Below are 20,364 nucleotides of genomic sequence, written 5' to 3'. Positions count from 1 at the left end.
CGCTCTATTTAACGGAACGACGACTGCTGTCGCCGAACCATGATCGTCAAAGGCTTACCGTGACGACGCAGGATTATTTCGCGCCCAACGCCAGTTTGGCGACTTGTGGCGCAGGCTGATAGCCCGGAATCACTTGGCCGTCGGCCAAAACGATGGCCGGTGTACCGTTCACACCGATAGACTGACCGAGAGCGAACTGCCTGGAAACCGGGTTGTCGCACTTGGCAGCCTTGATTTCCTTGCCATCGACCATACTGTCCATGGCCGCTTTCTTGTCTTTCGAGCACCAGACCGCTTGCAGCTGCTCGTCACCCGGCGAGCCCAGGCCCTGACGCGGGAAAGCAACATAGCGCACTTCGATGCCCATTTTGTTCAGCTCAGGCACTTCGGCGTGCAGCTTGTGGCAGTACGGGCACGTGGTGTCGGTGAATACAGTAATGTGCGTTTTGGTTTCGCCGATGGCCGGATAAACCACAGTTTCTGCGACGGGGATGCCGTTGATCAACCTGGAAATGCCCAAACGTTCGGCTTTTTCAGTCAGGTTTACCGGTTTGCCATCCTTGAGCTGGAACAGATAACCCTGCATGACGAACTGGCCATCAGCACTGGCGTACAGCACACGGCTGCCCTTGAGTTTGATTTCGTACAGACCGGCCAACGGGCTGGCAGTGATGGTCTCGACGGGCACTTCGAGATGCAGGCTTTCGAGGCTCTTGCGAATCGCTTGCTCGGCGGCGTCATCGGCCACAGCAAAGGTGCTGACCAACGCAATGGCTGCAGCGGCAATAATCTGGGTCACACGCATGGGAACTCCTGAAGGCGGACAAATGGAACGGGTACAACGCCGGTACTGAAACATCGGGTTTTAGCCGCCCACTGTGCAAACCGACAAAGCCTACCACAGTTGGCCTGCGGGGCCGACTGCCGCTCAGACAACACATCAAAATCGCCCCTTGCAGGAGCAGCCGGTCGACGCTCGATTGCTCGCGATTAACGCAAGGACGACGCGCTCACTCAGACAACACGCGTTATCGTCCGCGACCATCGCGAGCAAGCTCGCGCCTACACAGAGCCGGCAATCATCCTCGAGGGTGGTGTTTGGCGTGCAGGTCTTGCAACCGGGCTCGCGCCACATGAGTGTAGATCTGCGTGGTCGACAGGTCGCTGTGACCGAGCAGCATCTGCACCACCCGCAGATCGGCGCCATGGTTGAGCAAGTGGGTGGCAAAGGCATGGCGCAAGGTGTGGGGGGACAGGGATTTTCCGATCCCGGCGACTTTTGCCTGGTGCTTGATCCGGTGCCAGAACGTTTGCCGGGTCATCTGTTCACCTCTCAGGCTGGGGAACAACACGTCGCTAGGTCGCCCGCCCAGCAGCTCGCCACGAGCGTCGCGCATGTAGCGCTCGACCCAGACAATCGCCTCCTCGCCCATCGGCACCAGCCGCTCCTTGCTGCCTTTGCCCATCACCCGCAGCACGCCCTGGCGCAGATTGACTTGCTCCAGGGTCAGGCTGATCAGCTCGGTCACGCGCAAACCACAGGCATACAGCACTTCGAGCATGGCGCGATCACGCTGACCGATAGCCTCACTCAGGTCCGGTGCCGTCAGCAGCGCCTCAACGTCCGCTTCTGACAGGGATTTGGGCAATGGCCTGCCCAGCTGCGGCATATCAATTTGCAACGTCGGGTCGACCGCAATCAATTTTTCCCGCAGCAGGTAACGATAAAAACCACGTACACCCGAGAGAAAACGCGCTGTGGAACGTGGTTTATAGGCCTGCTCCAGACGCCAGGCCAGATGATCGAGAATCAGCTCGCGACCGGCGTTGACCAGCTCCAGGCTTTGCTCGCGCAGCCAGCCGTTGAACAGCGCCAAGTCACTGCGATAGGCGTCACGGGTATTTTCGGCAAGACCCTTTTCCAACCATAGGGCATCGAGAAACTGGTCTATCAGGGGATGATCGATGGCAGGCATGAGCACTCAGGATTCGCAAGCTCAAGGCCGCGTATAAATAAATAGCGAACAGTGGTGATGATCACTAGTCTTTCATAGCACGCCATTTCAAGGAACAGGGCAACTGCGAGTCCACAGTTTTAGCCGATCTCCAGTGGGATCGGGGGCAAAAAACAGGCAACAAAAAAGCAGCCCGCAGGCTGCTTTTTTCGCATCGGAGAAGCTGGACTTAAACCAGTTTTTCCTTGATGCGAGCTGCTTTACCGGACAGGTCGCGCAGGTAGTACAGCTTGGCTTTACGTACGTCACCGCGACGTTTAACGGCCATGCTGTCGATTTGCGGGCTGTAGGTCTGGAAAGTACGCTCTACGCCAACACCGTTGGAGATTTTACGAACAGTGAAAGCACTGTTCACACCACGGTTACGCTTGGCGATTACTACGCCTTCGAACGCTTGCAGACGCGAACGGTCGCCTTCCTTCACTTTCACCTGAACGACAATGGTGTCGCCCGGGGCAAAGGTAGGGATCTCTTTGGTCATCTGCTCTGCTTCGAGTGCAAGGATGATTTTGTTAGTCATGCTGTGCTCCTAAGGTAAATCGTCGGATCTACCATCGATACGTTGTTAACTATCGTCCCGCTCGCGGATGTATTCCTCGAGCAGCTTCTTCTCTTCTCCAGAAAGCGAGCGGCTTTCCAGAAGATCGGCGCGTCGTTCAAAGGTCCTGCCAAGGGACTGCTGTAAACGCCATCGCCGGATATGTGCGTGGTTGCCACTTAGCAACACGTCGGGAACACGCTGATCCACATACACCTCCGGTCGGGTGTAATGCGGGCAATCCAGCAAACCATCCGTAAAGGAATCTTCCTCGGCGGAGTCCGCATGCCCTAAAGCTCCGGGCAGCAGTCGTGTAACCGCATCTATCAGGACCATCGCCGGCAGCTCGCCACCGGAAAGTACATAGTCGCCAATCGACCACTCTTCATCGACATGAGCCTCAATAAACCGCTCGTCAATGCCTTCATAGCGGCCGGCAATCAGGATTAATGCTTCCTCATTCGCCAACTCGCGTACCGCCGACTGAGTCAATCGACGGCCTTGGGGCGACAGGTAAATTACCTTCGCCGCCTCCCCGGCTGCCTGCCTGGCCTGAACCAGAGCATCTTCCAGGGGCTTGATCTTCATCACCATGCCCGGGCCACCGCCAAATGGGCGATCATCCACAGTGTGATGTCGATCCGTTGTGTAGTCTCGCGGATTCCAACAGGTCAGCTGCAAGAGCCCCTGTTTCACCGCGCGGCTGGTAATGCCATAGTCGCTGATGGCGGAAAACATCTCGGGAAACAAACTGATCACTTCTACGCGCAAATTAGCCACGTTTAGAAGTCCGCGTCCCATTCCACCTTCATCTCGCCCGCTGCCAGGTCGACGGCCAACACGCATTGCCCGGTATACGGCAATAGGCGTTCGCGATCATCCAGGCTGCCAGCGCAAGGCTTGACCACCATTACATCATTGGCGCCGGTTTCCAGAAGATGATCGATTTTCCCGAACAATTGCCCGTGAGTGTCGATAACCTTCAGACCTTCCAGCTGGTACCAGTAGTACTCGCCGTCGGTCAGTTCAGGGAACAGGTTGCGCGGCACGCAGATCTCGTAACCGGCCAGAAGACGAGCTTCTTCACGATCATCAAGATCCTTGAGCTTTGCGACCAGGAACTTGTCGTTCCCGCGTCCGCTGACCAGCTCAACCTGTTTCACATTGCCTTCGCGCCGCAGCGTCCAGGTTTTGTAGTCCAACAGGTTTTTAATCGGATCAGTAAAGGAATACACCTTCACTTCGCCGCGAACGCCGTGAACAGAATAAATCTTGCCGATAACGATCAAATCATCAGCGATTGCTGGCGTCGCGTTCATATTGCTCAGGCCGCAGCCTTAGCAGCATCCTTGAGCAACTGAGCAACACGCTCAGAAGGTTGTGCACCAACGCTCAGCCAGTAGGCTACGCGCTCTTGGTTCACGGACAGGCGGACTTCTTGACCACGAGCGATCGGGTTGAAGAAACCAACTTGTTCTTTGTGCGAACCGTCGCGTGGGTTGCGGCTGTCGGTCACGGTCAAGTGGTAAAACGGGCGCTTTTTGGAGCCGCCAAGGGCAAGACGGATTGTTAGCATGTGAACATCGTTCCTGTAGTCGGTGCTGCAAATCTAAATGCACAGCGGGCATAGGTGCCCGAAAGGCCGCATATTCTAAGGAATATCCGGACTTTTGCAAATGTCTTTTTCCGGCGCCTATCGGCATGCCATCAAGATTTGCTATAGAGCCGTCGCGAACGACGGCGGGTCAGCTCCCGCCAAGTGCGGGTTTGCTGGAGATCCCACGTCCGTGTGGGGTAGCGCCGACATAACTGCCGGCGCGAAAACTTTACATTTTCGGCATGCCGCCGCCGGGCAACATTCCGCCCATGCCGCGCATCATTTTCGCCATTCCGCCTTTGGCGGAGAATTTTTTCATCATCTTCTGCATCTGCTTGTGCTGCTTGATCAAGCGACCGATGTCCTGCACCTGGGTACCGGAACCCATGGCAATCCGACGTTTGCGCGAACCACTGATCAGCTCAGGGTCACGGCGCTCGGCCGGGGTCATGGAGTTGATGATGGCTTCCATTTGCTTGAACTGCTTCTCTGCTGCGCCCTGGGCATTGCCCATTTGCGCCAGATTCACACCACCGATATTTGGCAGTTTGTCCATGAGACCGCCGAGGCCGCCCATGCTCTTCATCTGTTGCAGTTGATCGCGGAAGTCTTCGAGATCGAAACCTTTACCTTTCTTGAGCTTTTTCGCCAGTTTTTCGGCTTTGTCTTTATCAAGGGTCTGCTCGGCCTGCTCGATAAGGCTGAGCACGTCGCCCATGCCGAGGATCCGCGAAGCGATCCGCTCAGGGTGGAACGGATCGAGCGCATCGCTCTTCTCGCCCATACCGATGAACTTGATCGGCTTGCCGGTAATCGCACGCACAGACAGCGCAGCACCGCCACGGGCGTCACCGTCGACCTTGGTCAGAATCACACCGGTCAGCGGCAGCGCATCACCAAAGGCCTTGGCGGTGTTGGCGGCGTCCTGACCGGTCATGGCGTCGACCACGAACAGTGTTTCTACAGGTTTGATCGCCGCATGCAGGGCCTGTATCTCGCCCATCATCTCGGCGTCGATGTGCAGACGACCGGCGGTATCGACGATCACCACATCGATGAATTTGAGTCGGGCTTCTTTAATAGCCGCCTCAGCGATCGCCACCGGCTTCTGGCTGAGATCAGACGGGAAGAAGGTTACGCCGACTTCACCGGCGAGCATTTCCAGCTGTTTGATCGCCGCCGGACGGTAGACGTCCGCCGAAACCACCATGACGCTCTTCTTTTTGCGCTCTTTAAGGAAGCGCGCAAGTTTACCGGCGGTGGTGGTTTTACCGGCACCTTGCAGACCGGCCATCAGCACTACGGCCGGCGGCACAGCACTCAGGTTCAGGTCTTCGTTGGCGGCGCCCATCAGGCTTTCGAGTTCGGCCTGAACGATCTTCACGAAGGCCTGGCCCGGCGTCAGACTGCGCGACACCTCTGTGCCGACAGCGCGCTCCTTGACCGCATGGACGAAGTCTTTGACCACCGGCAAGGCGACGTCGGCTTCGAGCAACGCCATGCGCACTTCACGCAGGGTGTCTTTGATATTGTCTTCGGACAGCTTGGCCTTGCCGGTGACATGGCGCAGCGTCTGCGAGAGACGGTCGGTTAGGTTTTCAAACATGCGCGATCCTTTCAGGCCCTATTGTAGACCGAGGTAATGGCGGCCCAGCCCGTGAAAAACGAACGCTCGGCGAGCCTGCGGCGTGGGCAGGTCGCGGATTATAGCGAAGACTGGGCCCGGCGCACACCTCGCCGTCTGGTTGCGTGGTCTTTCGTGATATGTGGGTTCTATGCCAAACTCAGTTCCTTTCGGGCTTGCCTAACAGGATTTATGCTCCCCTTGTCACCCAGCTTGCTAACCACCCTCGCCGCCGCCTGCCTATACGCCGCTGCGACTATCTATCAAGGCACCCGGCTGGCCAACGGCGCCAAGGCAAACAAACGCCTGCTGGTCACGCTCGGCATCCTCGCGGTGCTGGCTCACAGCGCCAGCCTCTTCACCCATCTGATGACCCCGGGCGGCCTGGGCCTGGACTTCTTCAGCGCCGCCAGCCTGATCGCCGCAGCGGTAATTGCCCTGACCCTGCTGGCTTGCTCGCGGATCCCGGTGGAAAACCTTCTTTTATTACTATTCCCGTTAGGAATGGCGACGGTGTTACTGGCGCAGTTCGCACCTTCGGGCACCGTGCAGGTAATCGATGAAGAGCCAGGAATCCTTGCACATATTCTGTTGTCGATCCTGGCCTATGGCATGTTCACCATCGCGGTGTTCCAGGCCTTGCTGCTGCTGGTGCAGGATCATCAGCTCAAGCACAAACACCCCTCCGGCCTGATCAAGAATTTCCCGCCACTGCAAACCATGGAAAGCTTTCTGTTCAGTTTCCTCTGGGCTGGCTGGACGCTGCTGTCGCTGTCGCTGATCTCCGGATGGCTGTTTGTCGAGAACCTGTTCGCCCAACACCTGGTGCACAAGACCCTGCTGGCGTGCCTGGCCTGGATCGTCTTCAGTGTGCTGCTGTGGGGCCGTAACCGCCTCGGCTGGCGCGGACACAAGGCCATTCGCTGGACCCTTGCCGGTTTCTGCCTGCTGATGCTGGCGTACTTCGGCAGCAAGCTGGTCCGTGAATACATCCTGCATATCTGACGGGCAACCATAATGGACAACTTGCCCTTGGGGCCTATGCTCGCGGTACTGGCCCTGCTGGTTTTATGGTCGGGACTATTTACCGCCATCGAGATCGCTCAACAGCATCTGCTGGCCCAGCGCACCGCGTCGCGTTCGGGTGACAAGCCACTGGCCAGACTGAGCTTCCCGCGCGAGAGCCTGATCTTTTGCAACACGCTGAGCCGGGTGCTGGCGGTGATTATCGGCACGTTGCTAGCCGTAGGTTACTGGCAAGAGAAAGGGCCGTTGCTGGCCTTCCTGAGTGCCACCGCGATCCTGTTGGTGTTCGCCGACTACCTGCCGCGAACCCTCGCCACACGTTATCCCGAAGCAATCCTTGGATTGGGCAATACCCTGCTTGGCGTGCCACTGAAGATCCTCTATCCCGCCGCATGGCTATTGAACAGCATCGCCCGATTGCTTCTGCGCCCGCTCAGCGTCAAATCCGCCAGCGTCAAACTGAGCGATGATGAGTTACCGCCAGCCCTTGACCACGAACCGAACCACGAACACGCCGCCTGCCGCCCACACCTGTTGTCCGGCATTCATGCACTGGACAACATCACGGTCAACGACATCCTGGTACCACGCAGCGAAGTCGACGGGATCAATCTGGACGATCCGATCGAAGAGATCATCGAACAGCTGCGACTCTCCAAACGCACTCGGCTGCCGGTGTTCCACAGCGATATCAACCAGGTCGAGGCGGTGCTCAACACCCGCCAGATTCGCCACTTGTTGCCAGACGCGAGCCTGACCAAGAACGCATTGCTGGATGCCTGTCACGAACCTTATTTCGTTCCGGAAAGCACCCCTCTACAGCTGCAGTTACTCAATTTCCACAAACAGCAGCGCCGTCTGGGCATGGTGGTTGATGAATACGGTGAAGTGCTCGGCATAGTCACTCTGGAAGATATTCTCGAAGAAATCGTCGGCGAGTTCGAAAGCGAGCAACGCATCGACAATCCACACATTCATCCCCAGGCCGACGGCCGCCTGGTGATCGACGGCGCTGCATCGATTCGCGATCTGAACAAGAGTCTCGGCTGGCACTTGCCCAGCGACGGCCCGAAAACCCTCAACGGGCTGGTCACCGAAGCTCTGGAAACCATCCCGGACAGCGCGGTATGCCTGAAGATTGGCCGCTATCGCCTGGAAATCCTCGCCACCGAAGACAATCGCGTCAGCCGTGTACTGATCTGGCACACCGGCTCCGTTCCAGTGTCTTTATAAAACGCAGCTCCCTAGCAGCTGTATTTAGGCTGCTCTACTCCTTGTTTGATCGATAAGCGGCTTCCTATAATCGAACCCGCTTACCCAAGCCCCGCCGGACCACGTGCTACCCGCACTCAGCGAGTTCTGGCCCCGCATTGCCTGCACCTGTCCGGCGCCGACTCCCATCCCGAGTCGCGCCTGCGTAAAACCCACATCCCTGGGTGTTCGACCATAATAATTCGCTCCAACGGAGCACATGACTGTCAGGGATAACCGCATGACTACCAGCACCACGTATAGTGACACTGCACCCGCCCAACCGACGAACTCCGCCACCCGCGTGGCCACTGCCAGCTTCATCGGCACCGCCATCGAGTTCTACGACTTCTACGTTTACGCCACTGCGGCGGCGCTGGTCATCGGCCCGGTGTTCTTCCCGCAGACCTCCGGCACTGCGCAAATGCTTTCGGCATTCCTCACGTTCGGTATCGCCTTTCTGGCCCGACCTCTGGGTTCGGCGCTGTTCGGTCACTTCGGTGATCGCATCGGCCGCAAATCGACGCTGGTCGCATCCTTGCTGTTGATGGGCGTCTGCACCACGCTGATCGGCGTGCTGCCCGGCTATGACAGCATCGGCGCCTGGGCCCCGATCCTGCTGTGCGTGCTGCGCTTCGGTCAGGGGCTTGGTCTGGGCGGCGAATGGGGTGGCGCGGCGCTGCTCGCCACCGAGAACGCACCGAAGGGCAAACGCGCCTGGTTCGGCATGTTCCCTCAGCTCGGCCCCTCGATCGGTTTCCTCGCCGCCAACGGCCTGTTCCTGACCCTGGCAATGACCCTGAACGACGAACAGTTCCGCTCGTGGGGCTGGCGAATTCCGTTCCTGCTCAGCGCAGCACTGGTAATGGTCGGCCTCTATGTGCGCCTGAAACTGCATGAAACTCCAGTTTTCGCCAACGCCATTGCCCGTCAGGAGCGGGTGAGGATCCCGGTCGTTGAACTGTTCAGCCAGCATTGGGCGCCGATGCTGCTCGGCGCGGCTGCGATGGTGGTCTGCTATGCACTGTTTTATATTTCGACAGTATTCTCGCTGAGTTACGGTGTCTCGACCCTCGGCTATAGCCGTGAAACCTTCCTTGGCCTGCTGTGCTTCGCCGTACTGTTCATGGCCGCGGCCACACCACTGGCAGCCTTGGCCAGCGACCGTTACGGGCGCAAACCGGTGTTGATTGTCGGCGCTGTACTGGCGGTTCTTTCCGGTTTTACCATGGAGCCGTTGCTGACTCAGGGCTCGACCTGGGGTGTTGCGCTGTTCCTGTGCATCGAGCTGTTTTTGATGGGCGTGACCTTCGCACCCATGGGCGCTTTGCTGCCGGAACTGTTTCCCACACATGTGCGTTATACCGGCGCATCAGCAGCCTACAATTTGGGCGGCATTGTCGGTGCATCGGCGGCACCGTTCTTTGCGCAGAAGCTGGTGGCAATGGGCGGTTTGAGTTGGGTCGGCGGCTATGTGTCAGGCGCAGCGCTGCTCAGCTTGATGGCTGTGCTGTGCTTGAAAGAGACCAGAGGAAATGATTTGAATCGAGTCGCCTGATAGATCGCATCGCGAGCAAGCTCGCTCCCACAGGGAAATGCATCGTCCTTGTGGGAGCGAGCTTGCTCGCGATGGCCGCGACTCGGTTACAGCTCTACAACAACCGCTTGCGAAGCACGGGTCGCCTTGGCCCTTGCAGCCTCGATCGACTCGTCACGCGCCAGGGCAACGCCCATGCGGCGCTGGCCATTCACTTCTGGCTTGCCAAACAAACGCAGGGCAGTATCCGGTTCGCTCAACGCAGCGCCCAGGTTGGCGAATGCAGTCTGGGTCGACTGCCCTTCCACCAGAATCACCGCCGAGGCCGATGGGCCGAACTGACGGATCAACGGGATTGGCAAACCAAGGATTGCCCGGGCATGCAGGGCGAACTGCGAAAGATCCTGGGAAATCAGGGTCACCAGACCAGTGTCGTGCGGACGTGGCGACACTTCGCTGAACCAGACCTGATCGCCTTTGATGAACAGCTCAACACCGAACAGACCACGGCCACCCAAGGCCTCGGTCACGGCCTTGGCAACACGCTCGGATTCAGCCAGCGCGATCGGGCTCATGGCCTGCGGCTGCCAGGACTCCTGGTAGTCACCCTTCTCCTGACGATGGCCGACCGGCGCGCAGAAGGTGGTACCGCCGATATGACGCACCGTCAGCAACGTGATTTCGTAATCGAAGTCGATAAAGCCTTCGATGATCACCCGCCCTTTGCCGGCACGGCCGCCTTCTTGCGCGTAATCCCAGGCTTTCTGCACGTCATCGACGCTGCGTAGCAGGCTCTGGCCTTTGCCCGACGAACTCATCACCGGCTTGACCACACACGGGAAGCCGAGATCTTCGACCGCCTTGCGGTAGTCTTCGACGGTATCAGCGAAATGGTACGGCGAGGTCGGCAGGTCCAGCTCTTCAGCGGCCAGGCGACGGATGCCTTCGCGGTTCATGGTCAGCTGAGCGGCACGGGCGGTTGGAATCACCGTGAAACCTTCGGCCTCTAGCTCAACCAGGGTGGCGGTGGCGATGGCTTCGATTTCCGGCACGATGAAGTGCGGCTTCTCGGCTTCGATCACTGCACGCAGCGCCGCACCGTCGAGCATGTTGATCACATGGCTGCGGTGAGCCACTTGCATGGCCGGCGCATTGGCGTAGCGATCCACGGCAATCACTTCAACGCCCAGGCGTTGCAGCTCGATTACCACCTCTTTGCCCAGCTCACCGCAGCCACACAGCAAAACGCGGGTCGCGGTTGGCGACAATGGAGTTCCGATACGGGTCATCTCAGGTCCTCAAAGGAGCGGATCATCGAGGGTCGCACGCTGAGCGGGCTTCCCATGGGGAGAAAGCGCGGCATTTTACATGAACCGGGCGGTTTGGCTTTAACCCAGGACCGCGTTCTTGCGCAAACGCCAGGCCATGGCCAGCCAAACGACGGTCACGCCAGCGAATTTCGAACCCAGAGCAGTGAGAACCACACCCGGAGTCAGTGCGCCGATCAGGCCGAAAAAGATGACGGTATCCAGCGGAATGCTCAGCGCCGAACTTATCCACAGGCGATCGTGCAACGGCCGCCTGGTGATGCTGAACACCAGCCAGTCAATGCATTCGGAGACTGCGAAGGCGATCGCGCTGGCCAGCGCGATCGACGGATCCGAAGTGACGTAGGACAGCACCAGCGCAGCCAGCATCGCAAGAATGGCGCCGTGGCCAAAACGGGTTTGCACCATGTCTCGCAACACGAACACCAACCCGCCCCAGGCCGACCAGATAATGTCCAGCTGCGGGGCGGTGGAAAAGGCGTAGTTGATCAGCACGACGCTGGCGATGTAAGCGATCAGGAAGAGCTGGCGCGCAGGGGAACCTGGAAACAAGGCACACAGGGTACGTCAGGCGATGGGGTTGGGCCAAGGAAGTCACACCAAACCTGTGGCGAGGTTCAGATATTCGGCTTGGCCCCGATCATCCACACCAACCCGCTGGACTTCGCCCGTTCATGACACAACCCCAGCACCTTACGGCGCTCGTCGTTGTCCATCCGGCTCCAGCGGGTGATTTCATCGACGGTGCGTTGACAGCCGGTGCAGACGTCATCCTCATCGAGTGCGCAAATGTTCACGCAGGGCGAGACGACTGGTCTTTCGGTCGTGCTCATTCTTGCTGCTCAACGAGATCCCGGGCGTAACGCCGGGAGTTGTGGACATAGTGCGCGGCGCTGGCTTCGAGCATTTTCTTCTGCGATTCGGTCAACTCGCGCACCACCTTGCCCGGCGAGCCCATCACCAGCGAACCATCGGGAATTTCCTTGCCTTCGCCAATCAGCGAATTGGCGCCGATGATGCAGTTCTTGCCGATTTTCGCGCCGTTAAGGATCACTGCATTAATACCGATCAGGCTGAAGTCGCCGACGGTGCAACCATGCAGCATGGCGTTATGGCCGATGGTCACACCGGTACCGATGGTCAGCGGATACCCCATATCGGTGTGCATGACGGTGCCATCTTGCACATTGCTGTTCTTGCCGATCAGGATCAGTTCATTGTCACCGCGCAATACCGCGTTGAACCAGACGTTGGCGCCCTCCTCCAGTTTGACCTTGCCCACCAGCGTGGCGTTGGGTGCAACCCAGCTCTGTGGATGGGTTTCGACTCGGGCGTCGCCCAGGCGGTATTTCATCTAGTTATCCTCAAGGCTTACGGTGCCACGGGTTCAGGCCATGTGAGCAATGGCTTCAAATATTGATAAAGCTTTTGGGCGGGTGATGCAGGCTGATTTTTGCGTCATAGAGCAGGTTGATCAACTCGACGATCATAATCGCTGTCAGCCCCCAAATCTTGTACTCACCGAAACGATAGCTGGGCACATACCAACTGCACCCCTGATAGTCGATACGGTGGGTATGTTCACGTGGGTCCTCGCGGAAGAACTCCAACGGCACGCTGAACACCGCAGCAATCTCGGCATCGTTGGCCCGGTACTCAACGAAATCCGGGATCACCCCGACGTAAGGTGTGACCTTGATGCCGTGCAGGGAGATCAGCGGACTGAGTGGCCCGATCACTTCTACCAGACCAGGCGGCAAGCCGATTTCTTCTTCGGCTTCGCGCAGGGCGGTAAAGATCAGGTCGGGATCTTCCGGATCGCGCCGCCCCCCCGGAAAAGCCACTTCGCCGCCATGGGTCGAGAGCCCGCTCGCGCGCAGGGTCAATACCAGCTCTGGCTCGTCACTGCGGGTGATAGGCACCAGCACTGCGGCTTCGGGGAAACGTCGGTCAGTCTCCAGCGTACGCGGAATGTGATTGCTTACGCGATGAAGTAGCTCGTCCAGCATGAGTCATCTCGATCTGTTGGCTACTTTGCATCATGCACCAAAGAAATCCCTCGCCCAACCCCCGATCCACTGCATGTCGCTTAACGACAACTTGCCGACACAGGGCCCCGCACGCCAAGATAGGCACAGCATTTACGGAAACCCAGCATGAAATTCTGCAGCCACTGCGGCAACCCGGTTACCCAGCGCATTCCCGAAGGCGATTCGCGCCTGCGTTTTGTCTGTGATCACTGCCAGACCATTCATTACCAGAACCCGAATATTGTCGCCGGTTGCCTGCCGACCTGGGGCACCCAGGTACTGCTCTGCCGTCGCGCCATCGAACCGCGACGCGGTTACTGGACGTTGCCGGCGGGCTTCATGGAGAACGGCGAAACCGTCGAGCAAGCCGCGATTCGCGAGACCAGCGAGGAGGCCTGCGCACGGGTACGTAACCTGAGCATCTACACCTTGATCGACGTGCCGCATATCAATCAGGTGCATGTGTTCTTTCGCGCAGAGCTGGCGGACCTCGACTTTGCTGCCGGCGAAGAGAGCCTGGAAGTGCGACTTTTCGAAGAAGCCGACATCCCTTGGTCCGAGCTGGCTTTCCGCACCGTCGGGCGTACTTTAGAATGCTTCTTCGCTGACAGACAGACACAGGTTTACCCGGTCCGGTCCGAATCGATTCCACCACTCGCGCAACCTGCGATTACACTTAAATAATAGAAAGTACACCGTACTCTTAGGGATATCGCTGTAATGCGCTGGTTGCTTGCCCTCTTCTGCCTGTTGTTCGTTACTGCCTCCCAGGCCACCGCCTCCACGGTGGTAACCCTGGATGGCAAAGTCATCGAAAAAGTGCTGGTACTCAAATCAGCCCGCCAACTGCAATTGCTCAACGGCGGCAAGCCGGTCAGGACCTATCGCATCTCCCTGGGCAAACAGCCCAGAGGCGCGAAGCTCATGGAAGGCGATAAACGCACGCCGGAAGGTATTTATTGGGTGGACTGGCGCAAGATCAGTGACCGCTTCAACCTGGCCATGCACATCTCCTACCCAAACGTCAGCGACTCGGTGCGCTCGCGTCGTGAAGGGGTAGAGCCCGGGGGCATGATCATGATCCACGGCACCCCGGATACCCTGGATTACCCGGAGCAGCTTTTCCATACCCTGGACTGGACCGACGGCTGTATTGCCTTGCGCAACATCGACATGCGCGAAATCTGGGGCCTGGTCCCGGACGGCACGATGATCGAAATTCGTCCGTAATTTAAAAGAAGATCAAAAGATCGCAGGCTGCGCCAGCTCCTACCGGGAAATGCGATCAACTGCAGGAGCCGCCTGGTTCTTGCCCGCGAGGCGCCAGAACGAACAACAAAAAACCCGCTGACCGTTACCGATTCAGCGGGTTTTTCATTTTACGGCGTCGGATCATAAATCTTCCAACCGCCACACTTCATAAGCCGGCGTCTCATAGGGATGGCTTTGCTTGAGCGCCATCACCACCGAGTGGATCAACTCATCGGCCACCACCAGCTCAACCTTCCATTCCGCCACTTGCTCAACCAGACCGGTTTGCCCGAGAAACGGCTGACTGCCGTCCAGTGGACGAAACTGGCCCTGGCCCAGCACCTGCCACGAACACTGATCATAAGCACCGATCCGCCCGCCACCGGCGGCGAATACGGCGCTTTTGACCACGTCGACGTGGCTGGGCGGCACAAAAAAGCTGAGCTTGTACACGGCCTTTAGTTAACCCAGACCCGAGCGTTACGGAACATGCGCATCCATGGCGCGTCTTCGTTCCAGTCTTCCGAGCGCCAGGAGTTCTGCACGGCACGGAACACCCGCTCAGGGTGCGGCATCATGATGGTCACACGACCGTCGCGGCTGGTCAGCCCGGTGATCCCGCGCGGCGAGCCGTTCGGGTTGGCCGGGTAGTTTTCAGTGACCTTGCCGTGGTTGTCGACGAAACGCATCGCCACGCAACCGGACAGATCGGCCTGGAGCAGTGCCTCTTCGCTCTCGAACTCAGCATGGCCTTCACCGTGGGCGATGGCGATTGGCATACGCGAACCGGCCATGCCTTGCAGGAAGATCGAGTTCGATTCCTGCACCTGAACCATCGCCACACGGGCTTCGAACTGCTCGGAACGGTTACGCACGAAGTGCGGCCAGAACTCGCTGCCCGGGATCAGTTCGTGCAGGTTGGACATCATCTGGCAACCGTTGCACACACCGAGGGTGAAGCTGTCGTTACGTTCGAAGAAGCCCTGGAAGGCATCCCGTGCACGGCTGTTGAACAGTGCCGACTTGGCCCAGCCCTCACCCGCGCCGAGAACGTCGCCATAGGAGAAACCACCGCACGCCACCAGACCTTTGAACTCGTTGAGGTCGACACGACCGGCAAGAATGTCGCTCATGTGCACGTCGATCGCGTTGAAGCCGGCACGGTCGAACGCCGCAGCCATTTCCACCTGACCGTTGACGCCCTGCTCACGCAGTACCGCCACCTGAGGACGAATGCCTTTCTTGATGTACGGCGCAGCGATGTCCTGGTTCACGTCGTAGCTCAGCTTGACGCTCAGACCCGGGTTGTCTTCTTCCAGCAGTACGTCGAACTCTTGCTCGGCGCAATCAGCGTTGTCGCGCAGACGCTGAATCTGGTAGCTGGTTTCGGCCCACTGACGTTGCAGCAGACGACGCTGGCCTTCAAAAACGGTTTCACCATTGAAGCTGATGGTGACTTCGCCGTTGTTGAGCGGCTGACCGATCACCGAAACGCAGTCGCCCAGGCCGGCAGCGCTGAACTGCGCGAGGATGTCCGCAGTGGCGTCCTGACGAACCTGAATCACGGCACCCAGCTCTTCGTTGAACAGGATCGCAGCGATATCGGCCGAGGTTTCAGCCAGACCGTCGAGGTTCAGGCTCAGACCGCAGTGGCCGGCGAAGGCCATTTCCACGGCGCTGGTCAGCAGACCACCGTCGGAACGGTCGTGGTAGGCCAGCAGGTGACCGTCGGCGTTGAGGCCCTGGATCACCGCGAAGAAGGCTTTCAGGTCTTCGGCGTCGTCGACGTCCGGAGCCTGCTTGCCGAGCTTGCCGTGAACCTGTGCCAGGATCGAGGCGCCCATGCGGTTCTGGCCACGGCCCAGGTCGATCAGGATCAGATCGGTGGTGCCCTTGTCCATGCGCAGTTGCGGGGTCAGGGTCTGACGGATGTCGGTCACCGGTGCAAAACCGGTCACGATCAGCGACATTGGCGAGGTTACACTCTTGTCCACGCCTTTATCGTTCCAGCGGGTGGCCATGGACATCGAGTCCTTGCCCACCGGAATGGTGATACCCAGTTCCGGGCACAGTTCCATGCCGACCGCTTTGACGGTGTCGTACAGACGCGCGTCTTCGCCCGGGTGACCGGCTGCGGACATCCAGTTCGCTGACAGTTTGATGTCGGAGATCTTGCCGATGCGCGACGCGGCGATGTTGGTCAGGGTTTCGCCGATGGCCATGCGGCCCGACGCCGGAGCGTCCAGCAGCGCCAGCGGAGTGCGCTCGCCCATGGCCATGGCTTCACCGGTGTAAACGTCGAAGCTGGTGGCGGTGACGGCGACGTCGGCCACCGGAACCTGCCACGGACCGACCATCTGATCACGGGCCACGAGGCCGGTGATGGTGCGGTCGCCGATGGTGATCAAAAAGCTTTTGCTGGCCACGGCCGGGTGATGCAGAACGCGCTCGACGCAGTCGGCGATGTTCAGCGTCGACGGATCGAAATCGTCGCCCAGCTCGCTTTCACGAACGACCGAACGGTGCATGCGCGGGGCTTTGCCCAGCAGCACTTCGAGCGGCATGTCCACCGGGCTGTTGCCGAAGTGGCTGTCGGTGACAGTCAGCTGTGGCTCGGCAGTGGCTTCGCCGACCACGGCGAACGGGCAGCGCTCACGTTCGCAGATCGCCTTGAAGCGTTCGAAGTCGGCCGGGCCGACGGCCAGAACGTAGCGCTCCTGGGATTCGTTGCTCCAGATCTCGTGCGGGGCCATGCCCGGCTCGTCGTTTGGAATGTTGCGCAGCTCGAAGCGGCCACCACGGTCGCCGTCGTTGACCAGTTCCGGGAAGGCGTTGGACAGACCGCCCGCCCCCACGTCGTGGATAAAGCTGATCGGGTTGTGTTCACCCAACTGCCAGCAACGGTCAATGACTTCCTGGCAACGGCGTTCCATTTCCGGGTTTTCGCGCTGTACCGAAGCAAAGTCCAGGTCTGCCGAGCTGGTGCCGGTGGCCATGGAAGAAGCTGCGCCGCCGCCCAGGCCGATGAGCATTGCCGGGCCGCCGAGCACGATCAGCTTGGAGCCAACGACGATTTCACCTTTCTTCACGTGTTCTTCACGGATGTTGCCCATACCACCCGCCAACATGATCGGCTTGTGGTAACCGCGCACTTCATCGCCATGCGGGGTGGTGATGGATTGTTCGAAGGTACGGAAATAACCGGTCAGCGCCGGACGGCCGAATTCGTTGTTGAACGCAGCGCCGCCCAATGGGCCTTCGATCATGATGTCCAGCGCGGTGACGATGCGCTCGGGTTTGCCGTATGGCACTTCCCACGGTTGTTCGAAGCCCGGGATCTGCAGGTTGGACACGGTGAAACCGGTCAGGCCAGCCTTTGGCTTGGCACCGCGACCCGTGGCGCCTTCGTCGCGGATCTCGCCACCGGAACCGGTGGAGGCGCCCGGAAACGGGGCAATCGCGGTCGGGTGGTTGTGGGTCTCGACTTTCATCAGGATGTGCACCGGTTCCTGCACCGCGCCATACTGGCGGGTTTCAGGGTCCGGGAAGAAACGGCCGGCAACGTTGCCGACAATCACCGAAGCGTTGTCCTTGTAAGCCGACAGAACGCCTTCGCTGTGCATCACGTAGGTGTTCTTGATCATGCCGAACAGGCTTTTTTCCTGGTTCTCGCCGTCGATGTCCCAACTGGCGTTGAAGATCTTGTGACGGCAGTGCTCGGAGTTCGCCTGGGCGAACATCATCAGTTCGATGTCGTGCGGGTTGCGCGCAAGGCCTACGAAGGCGTTGACCAGGTAATCGATTTCGTCTTCCGCCAGGGCCAGGCCCAGCTCGACGTTGGCTTTCTCCAGCGCGGCGCGACCGCCACCCAGCACGTCGATAGCAGTCAGCGGCTTGGGTTCGGAGTGACTGAACAGACCGGCAGCCTGCTCGAGGTTTTCCAGCACGATCTGGGTCATGCGGTCGTGCAGCGCATCGGCGATCAGCTGTGCTTGCGCGTCGGTGAATTCACCGGCCACGTAGAAAGCGATACCGCGCTCCAGGCGCTGGATTTTCGCCAGGCCGCAGTTGCGGGCGATGTCGCTGGCCTTGCTCGACCATGGCGAAATGGTGCCGAAACGCGGCAACACCAGGAACAGACGGCCGGTCGGCTCTTGTACCGGCACACTTGGGCCGTACTTCAGAAGGCGCGCCAGCACCTGCTGTTCGTCGCCGGTCAGAACGCCGGTGACTTCGGCGAAGTGAGCGAATTCAGCATACAAGCCACTGACAGCCGGGACGCATCGGCTCAGTTGCTCAAGAAGTTTGCTGTGGCGAAAGGCAGAAAGGGCAGGAGCGCCGCGCAGGATCAACATCTTCGGGACAGCCTCGGGAAGGGGTGTGCTTTGAGGCCGTGCATTCTAGCCTAAACCGCCCGCGACGGCACCCGAAACGGCACGCCAGCCTTTGGCCGAACGTCGGCCCGTGGCCCAGCACCTTTAACCAATGGCTATCAAGGCGCGTGCGACGGGTTATTTTTGTCGTCACATTCGCGCCACAGAGCCTGTTTTTCAGGGCTTCAGCCGGTTTTTTCTCTCGCTAGCAGACATGCCCTTCGCTGTCGAGATATGGCGGTCGTGGTCCTTTGCGTATACTGCGCGAATGTTTTCCAAAACGGCTTTCCGTCCGCGCTGTGTCAAATGGCTCATCGCAACCGGACTCTTCCTGATGCTCAGTGCCTGTGTTGATAAACCCAGCACACTCGAGCGCGTAAAGGAGGATGGCGTGCTGCGGGTGGTCACCCGTAACAGCCCCGCCACCTACTTCCAGGATCGCAATGGCGAAACCGGCTTCGAATACGAGCTGGTGAAACGTTTCGCCGAGGACCTGGGCGTCAAGCTGAAGATCGAAACCGCTGACAACCTCGATGATCTTTTCAGTCAGATAGGCAAACCCAATGGCCCGGTGCTGGCGGCTGCCGGTCTGGTCAGCAGCGAGAAGCGCAAACAGCAGGTCAGGTTTTCCCACACCTATCTGGAAGTCACTCCACAGATCATCTACCGCAACGGCCAGTCACGCCCGACCAACGCTGCCGACCTGGTGGGCAAGCACATCATAGTGCTCAAGGGCAGCACCCACGCCGAACAGCTGGCGGATCTGAAACGCAAATATCCCGGTATTGAATACGAAGAGTCCGACGCCGTTGAAGTCGTCGACCTGCTGCGCATGGTTGATGAGGGCCAGATTGATCTGACGCTGGTCGACTCCAACGAAGTGGCGATGAACCAGGTCTACTTCCCCAATGTGCGGGTCGCCTTCGACCTGGGTGATGCCAGCAACCAGAGCTGGGCCGTGGCCGCTGGCGATGACAACAGCCTGCTCAACGAGATCAACACTTTCCTCGACAAGGTGGAGAAGAACGGCACCTTGCAACGTTTGAAGGATCGCTATTATGGGCATGTGGACGTACTTGGCTATGTCGGTGCCTACACCTTCGCCCAGCATTTGCAGCAACGCTTACCCAAATACGAAAAGCACTTCAAAGCGTCGGCCAAGGATGAAAAAGTCGATTGGCGACTGCTTGCCGCGATTGGCTATCAAGAGTCGTTATGGCAATCGGCAGTCACTTCCAAAACCGGCGTTCGCGGCATGATGATGCTGACTCAGAACACCGCGCAGGCCATGGGCGTGTCCAACCGCCTGGACGCCAGGCAAAGCATCAGCGGCGGGGCCAAGTACCTGGTGTATATGAAGGATCAGCTGGACGACAAAATCGAAGAGCCGGATCGCACCTGGTTTGCACTTGCGGCCTACAACGTCGGTACCGGCCATCTTGATGACGCTCGAAAACTGGCCGAAAAAGAAGGCCTGAATCCGAACAAATGGCTCGATGTGAAGAAGATGCTGCCGCGCCTGGCGCAGAAGCAGTGGTACAGCAAAACCCGCTATGGCTATGCCCGTGGCGGTGAGCCGGTGCACTTTGTCGCCAACATCCGTCGTTACTACGACATCCTGACCTGGGTCACGCAGCCGCAGCTGGAGGGCAATCAGGTGGCTGAAGGCAATCTGCACGTACCCGGCGTGGACAAGACCAAGCCGACCGAAGAAATGCCACCGCTGTAGATCATGACTGAAAACGGACGCGGAGCGTCCAGTGAGGCATTCCCACGCGGGAGCGTGGGAACGAT

General features: G+C 59.0%; 20 protein-coding genes. 6 read left to right on the top strand and 14 right to left on the bottom strand.

Annotated features, from left to right (window positions below; translation table 11 throughout):
- Positions 1–73 precede the first annotated feature (73 nt).
- From AC07VR_RS01350 to ffh, 7 genes are all read right to left on the bottom strand, one after another.
- The gene (locus AC07VR_RS01350) at positions 74–805 is read right to left on the bottom strand and encodes a thioredoxin fold domain-containing protein (RefSeq protein ID WP_495010294.1); all 732 of its coding nucleotides are present in this window, start codon (positions 803–805) and stop codon (positions 74–76) included.
- 274 nt (positions 806–1,079) lie between these two features.
- Positions 1,080–1,976 (bottom strand): site-specific tyrosine recombinase XerD, encoded by an 897-nt coding sequence (gene xerD / locus AC07VR_RS01345; RefSeq protein WP_494992508.1) that lies wholly within the window; start codon positions 1,974–1,976, stop codon positions 1,080–1,082.
- 208 nt (positions 1,977–2,184) lie between these two features.
- Complete coding sequence (gene rplS / locus AC07VR_RS01340) at positions 2,185–2,535, bottom strand: 50S ribosomal protein L19 (RefSeq protein ID WP_054593850.1); 351 nt, start codon at positions 2,533–2,535, stop codon at positions 2,185–2,187.
- A gap of 45 nt (positions 2,536–2,580) precedes the next feature.
- Positions 2,581–3,354: a tRNA (guanosine(37)-N1)-methyltransferase TrmD gene (gene trmD / locus AC07VR_RS01335; protein WP_494992507.1), complete on the bottom strand. Its 774-nt coding sequence runs from the start codon at positions 3,352–3,354 to the stop codon at positions 2,581–2,583.
- A complete protein-coding gene (rimM, locus tag AC07VR_RS01330; RefSeq protein ID WP_494992506.1) occupies positions 3,336–3,872 on the bottom strand; it encodes a ribosome maturation factor RimM in 537 nt (178 codons plus the stop codon). Before rimM ends, trmD begins: the two co-directional genes overlap by 19 nt.
- A gap of 5 nt (positions 3,873–3,877) precedes the next feature.
- Entirely contained in the window at positions 3,878–4,129 is a 252-nt protein-coding gene (gene rpsP, locus AC07VR_RS01325) for a 30S ribosomal protein S16 (RefSeq protein WP_262114813.1), read from the bottom strand.
- Between the two features lie 250 nt (positions 4,130–4,379).
- On the bottom strand, positions 4,380–5,756 hold the full coding sequence (gene ffh, locus AC07VR_RS01320) for a signal recognition particle protein (protein ID WP_495010293.1): 1,377 nt from the start codon (positions 5,754–5,756) through the stop codon (positions 4,380–4,382).
- A 210-nt stretch (positions 5,757–5,966) separates the two neighbouring features.
- On the opposite strand from ffh, the gene AC07VR_RS01315 reads away from it, so the two are divergent.
- The 3 genes from AC07VR_RS01315 (at position 5,967) to AC07VR_RS01305 (ending at position 9,609) form a co-directional block, all read left to right on the top strand.
- Positions 5,967–6,779, top strand: a complete 813-nt coding sequence (locus tag AC07VR_RS01315) for a cytochrome C assembly family protein (protein WP_494992504.1) — start codon at positions 5,967–5,969, stop codon at positions 6,777–6,779.
- 12 nt (positions 6,780–6,791) lie between these two features.
- Positions 6,792–8,033, top strand: coding sequence for a CNNM domain-containing protein (locus AC07VR_RS01310; protein WP_494992503.1), 1,242 nt, complete (start codon positions 6,792–6,794; stop codon positions 8,031–8,033).
- A 259-nt stretch (positions 8,034–8,292) separates the two neighbouring features.
- On the top strand, positions 8,293–9,609 hold the full coding sequence (locus tag AC07VR_RS01305; protein WP_495010292.1) for an MFS transporter: 1,317 nt from the start codon (positions 8,293–8,295) through the stop codon (positions 9,607–9,609).
- An 86-nt stretch (positions 9,610–9,695) separates the two neighbouring features.
- Here the strand turns inward: AC07VR_RS01305 and purT are convergent, their stop codons facing one another.
- The 5 genes from purT to AC07VR_RS01280 form a co-directional block, all read right to left on the bottom strand.
- Positions 9,696–10,877, bottom strand: a complete 1,182-nt coding sequence (purT, locus tag AC07VR_RS01300) for a formate-dependent phosphoribosylglycinamide formyltransferase (protein WP_494992501.1) — start codon at positions 10,875–10,877, stop codon at positions 9,696–9,698.
- Between the two features lie 99 nt (positions 10,878–10,976).
- A complete protein-coding gene (locus AC07VR_RS01295; protein WP_495010291.1) occupies positions 10,977–11,468 on the bottom strand; it encodes a preQ0 transporter in 492 nt (163 codons plus the stop codon).
- A gap of 65 nt (positions 11,469–11,533) precedes the next feature.
- A complete protein-coding gene (locus tag AC07VR_RS01290; protein ID WP_494992499.1) occupies positions 11,534–11,749 on the bottom strand; it encodes a DUF1289 domain-containing protein in 216 nt (71 codons plus the stop codon).
- On the bottom strand, positions 11,746–12,270 hold the full coding sequence (locus tag AC07VR_RS01285) for a gamma carbonic anhydrase family protein (protein WP_495010290.1): 525 nt from the start codon (positions 12,268–12,270) through the stop codon (positions 11,746–11,748). The genes AC07VR_RS01290 and AC07VR_RS01285 overlap by 4 nt, the downstream gene beginning before the upstream one ends.
- 55 nt (positions 12,271–12,325) lie before the next feature.
- On the bottom strand, positions 12,326–12,925 hold the full coding sequence (locus AC07VR_RS01280) for a CoA pyrophosphatase (protein ID WP_494992497.1): 600 nt from the start codon (positions 12,923–12,925) through the stop codon (positions 12,326–12,328).
- Between the two features lie 147 nt (positions 12,926–13,072).
- Here AC07VR_RS01280 and AC07VR_RS01275 point away from each other — a divergent pair, with 147 nt between their 5' ends.
- Both AC07VR_RS01275 and AC07VR_RS01270 read left to right on the top strand, forming a co-directional pair.
- Positions 13,073–13,630, top strand: a complete 558-nt coding sequence (locus tag AC07VR_RS01275; protein ID WP_494992496.1) for an NUDIX hydrolase — start codon at positions 13,073–13,075, stop codon at positions 13,628–13,630.
- A 36-nt stretch (positions 13,631–13,666) separates the two neighbouring features.
- Positions 13,667–14,176 (top strand): L,D-transpeptidase family protein, encoded by a 510-nt coding sequence (locus AC07VR_RS01270; protein ID WP_494992495.1) that lies wholly within the window; start codon positions 13,667–13,669, stop codon positions 14,174–14,176.
- 162 nt (positions 14,177–14,338) lie between these two features.
- Here the strand turns inward: AC07VR_RS01270 and AC07VR_RS01265 are convergent, their stop codons facing one another.
- A complete protein-coding gene (locus AC07VR_RS01265; RefSeq protein WP_495010289.1) occupies positions 14,339–14,650 on the bottom strand; it encodes an NGG1p interacting factor NIF3 in 312 nt (103 codons plus the stop codon).
- 5 nt (positions 14,651–14,655) lie between these two features.
- Positions 14,656–18,552 carry a phosphoribosylformylglycinamidine synthase gene (purL, locus tag AC07VR_RS01260; protein ID WP_495010288.1) on the bottom strand — a complete coding sequence of 1,299 codons (3,897 nt, stop codon included), beginning with the start codon at positions 18,550–18,552 and terminating at the stop codon, positions 14,656–14,658.
- Positions 18,553–18,838: 286 nt separating this feature from the next.
- Between purL and mltF the strand changes: the two genes are divergently transcribed.
- A complete protein-coding gene (gene mltF / locus AC07VR_RS01255; protein WP_495010287.1) occupies positions 18,839–20,299 on the top strand; it encodes a membrane-bound lytic murein transglycosylase MltF in 1,461 nt (486 codons plus the stop codon).
- Positions 20,300–20,364: the final 65 nt, after the last annotated feature.

The organism is Pseudomonas sp. GW821-FHT02H09, assembly GCF_059421425.1.
This window is presented reverse-complemented; position numbering and strand designations above follow the sequence as displayed.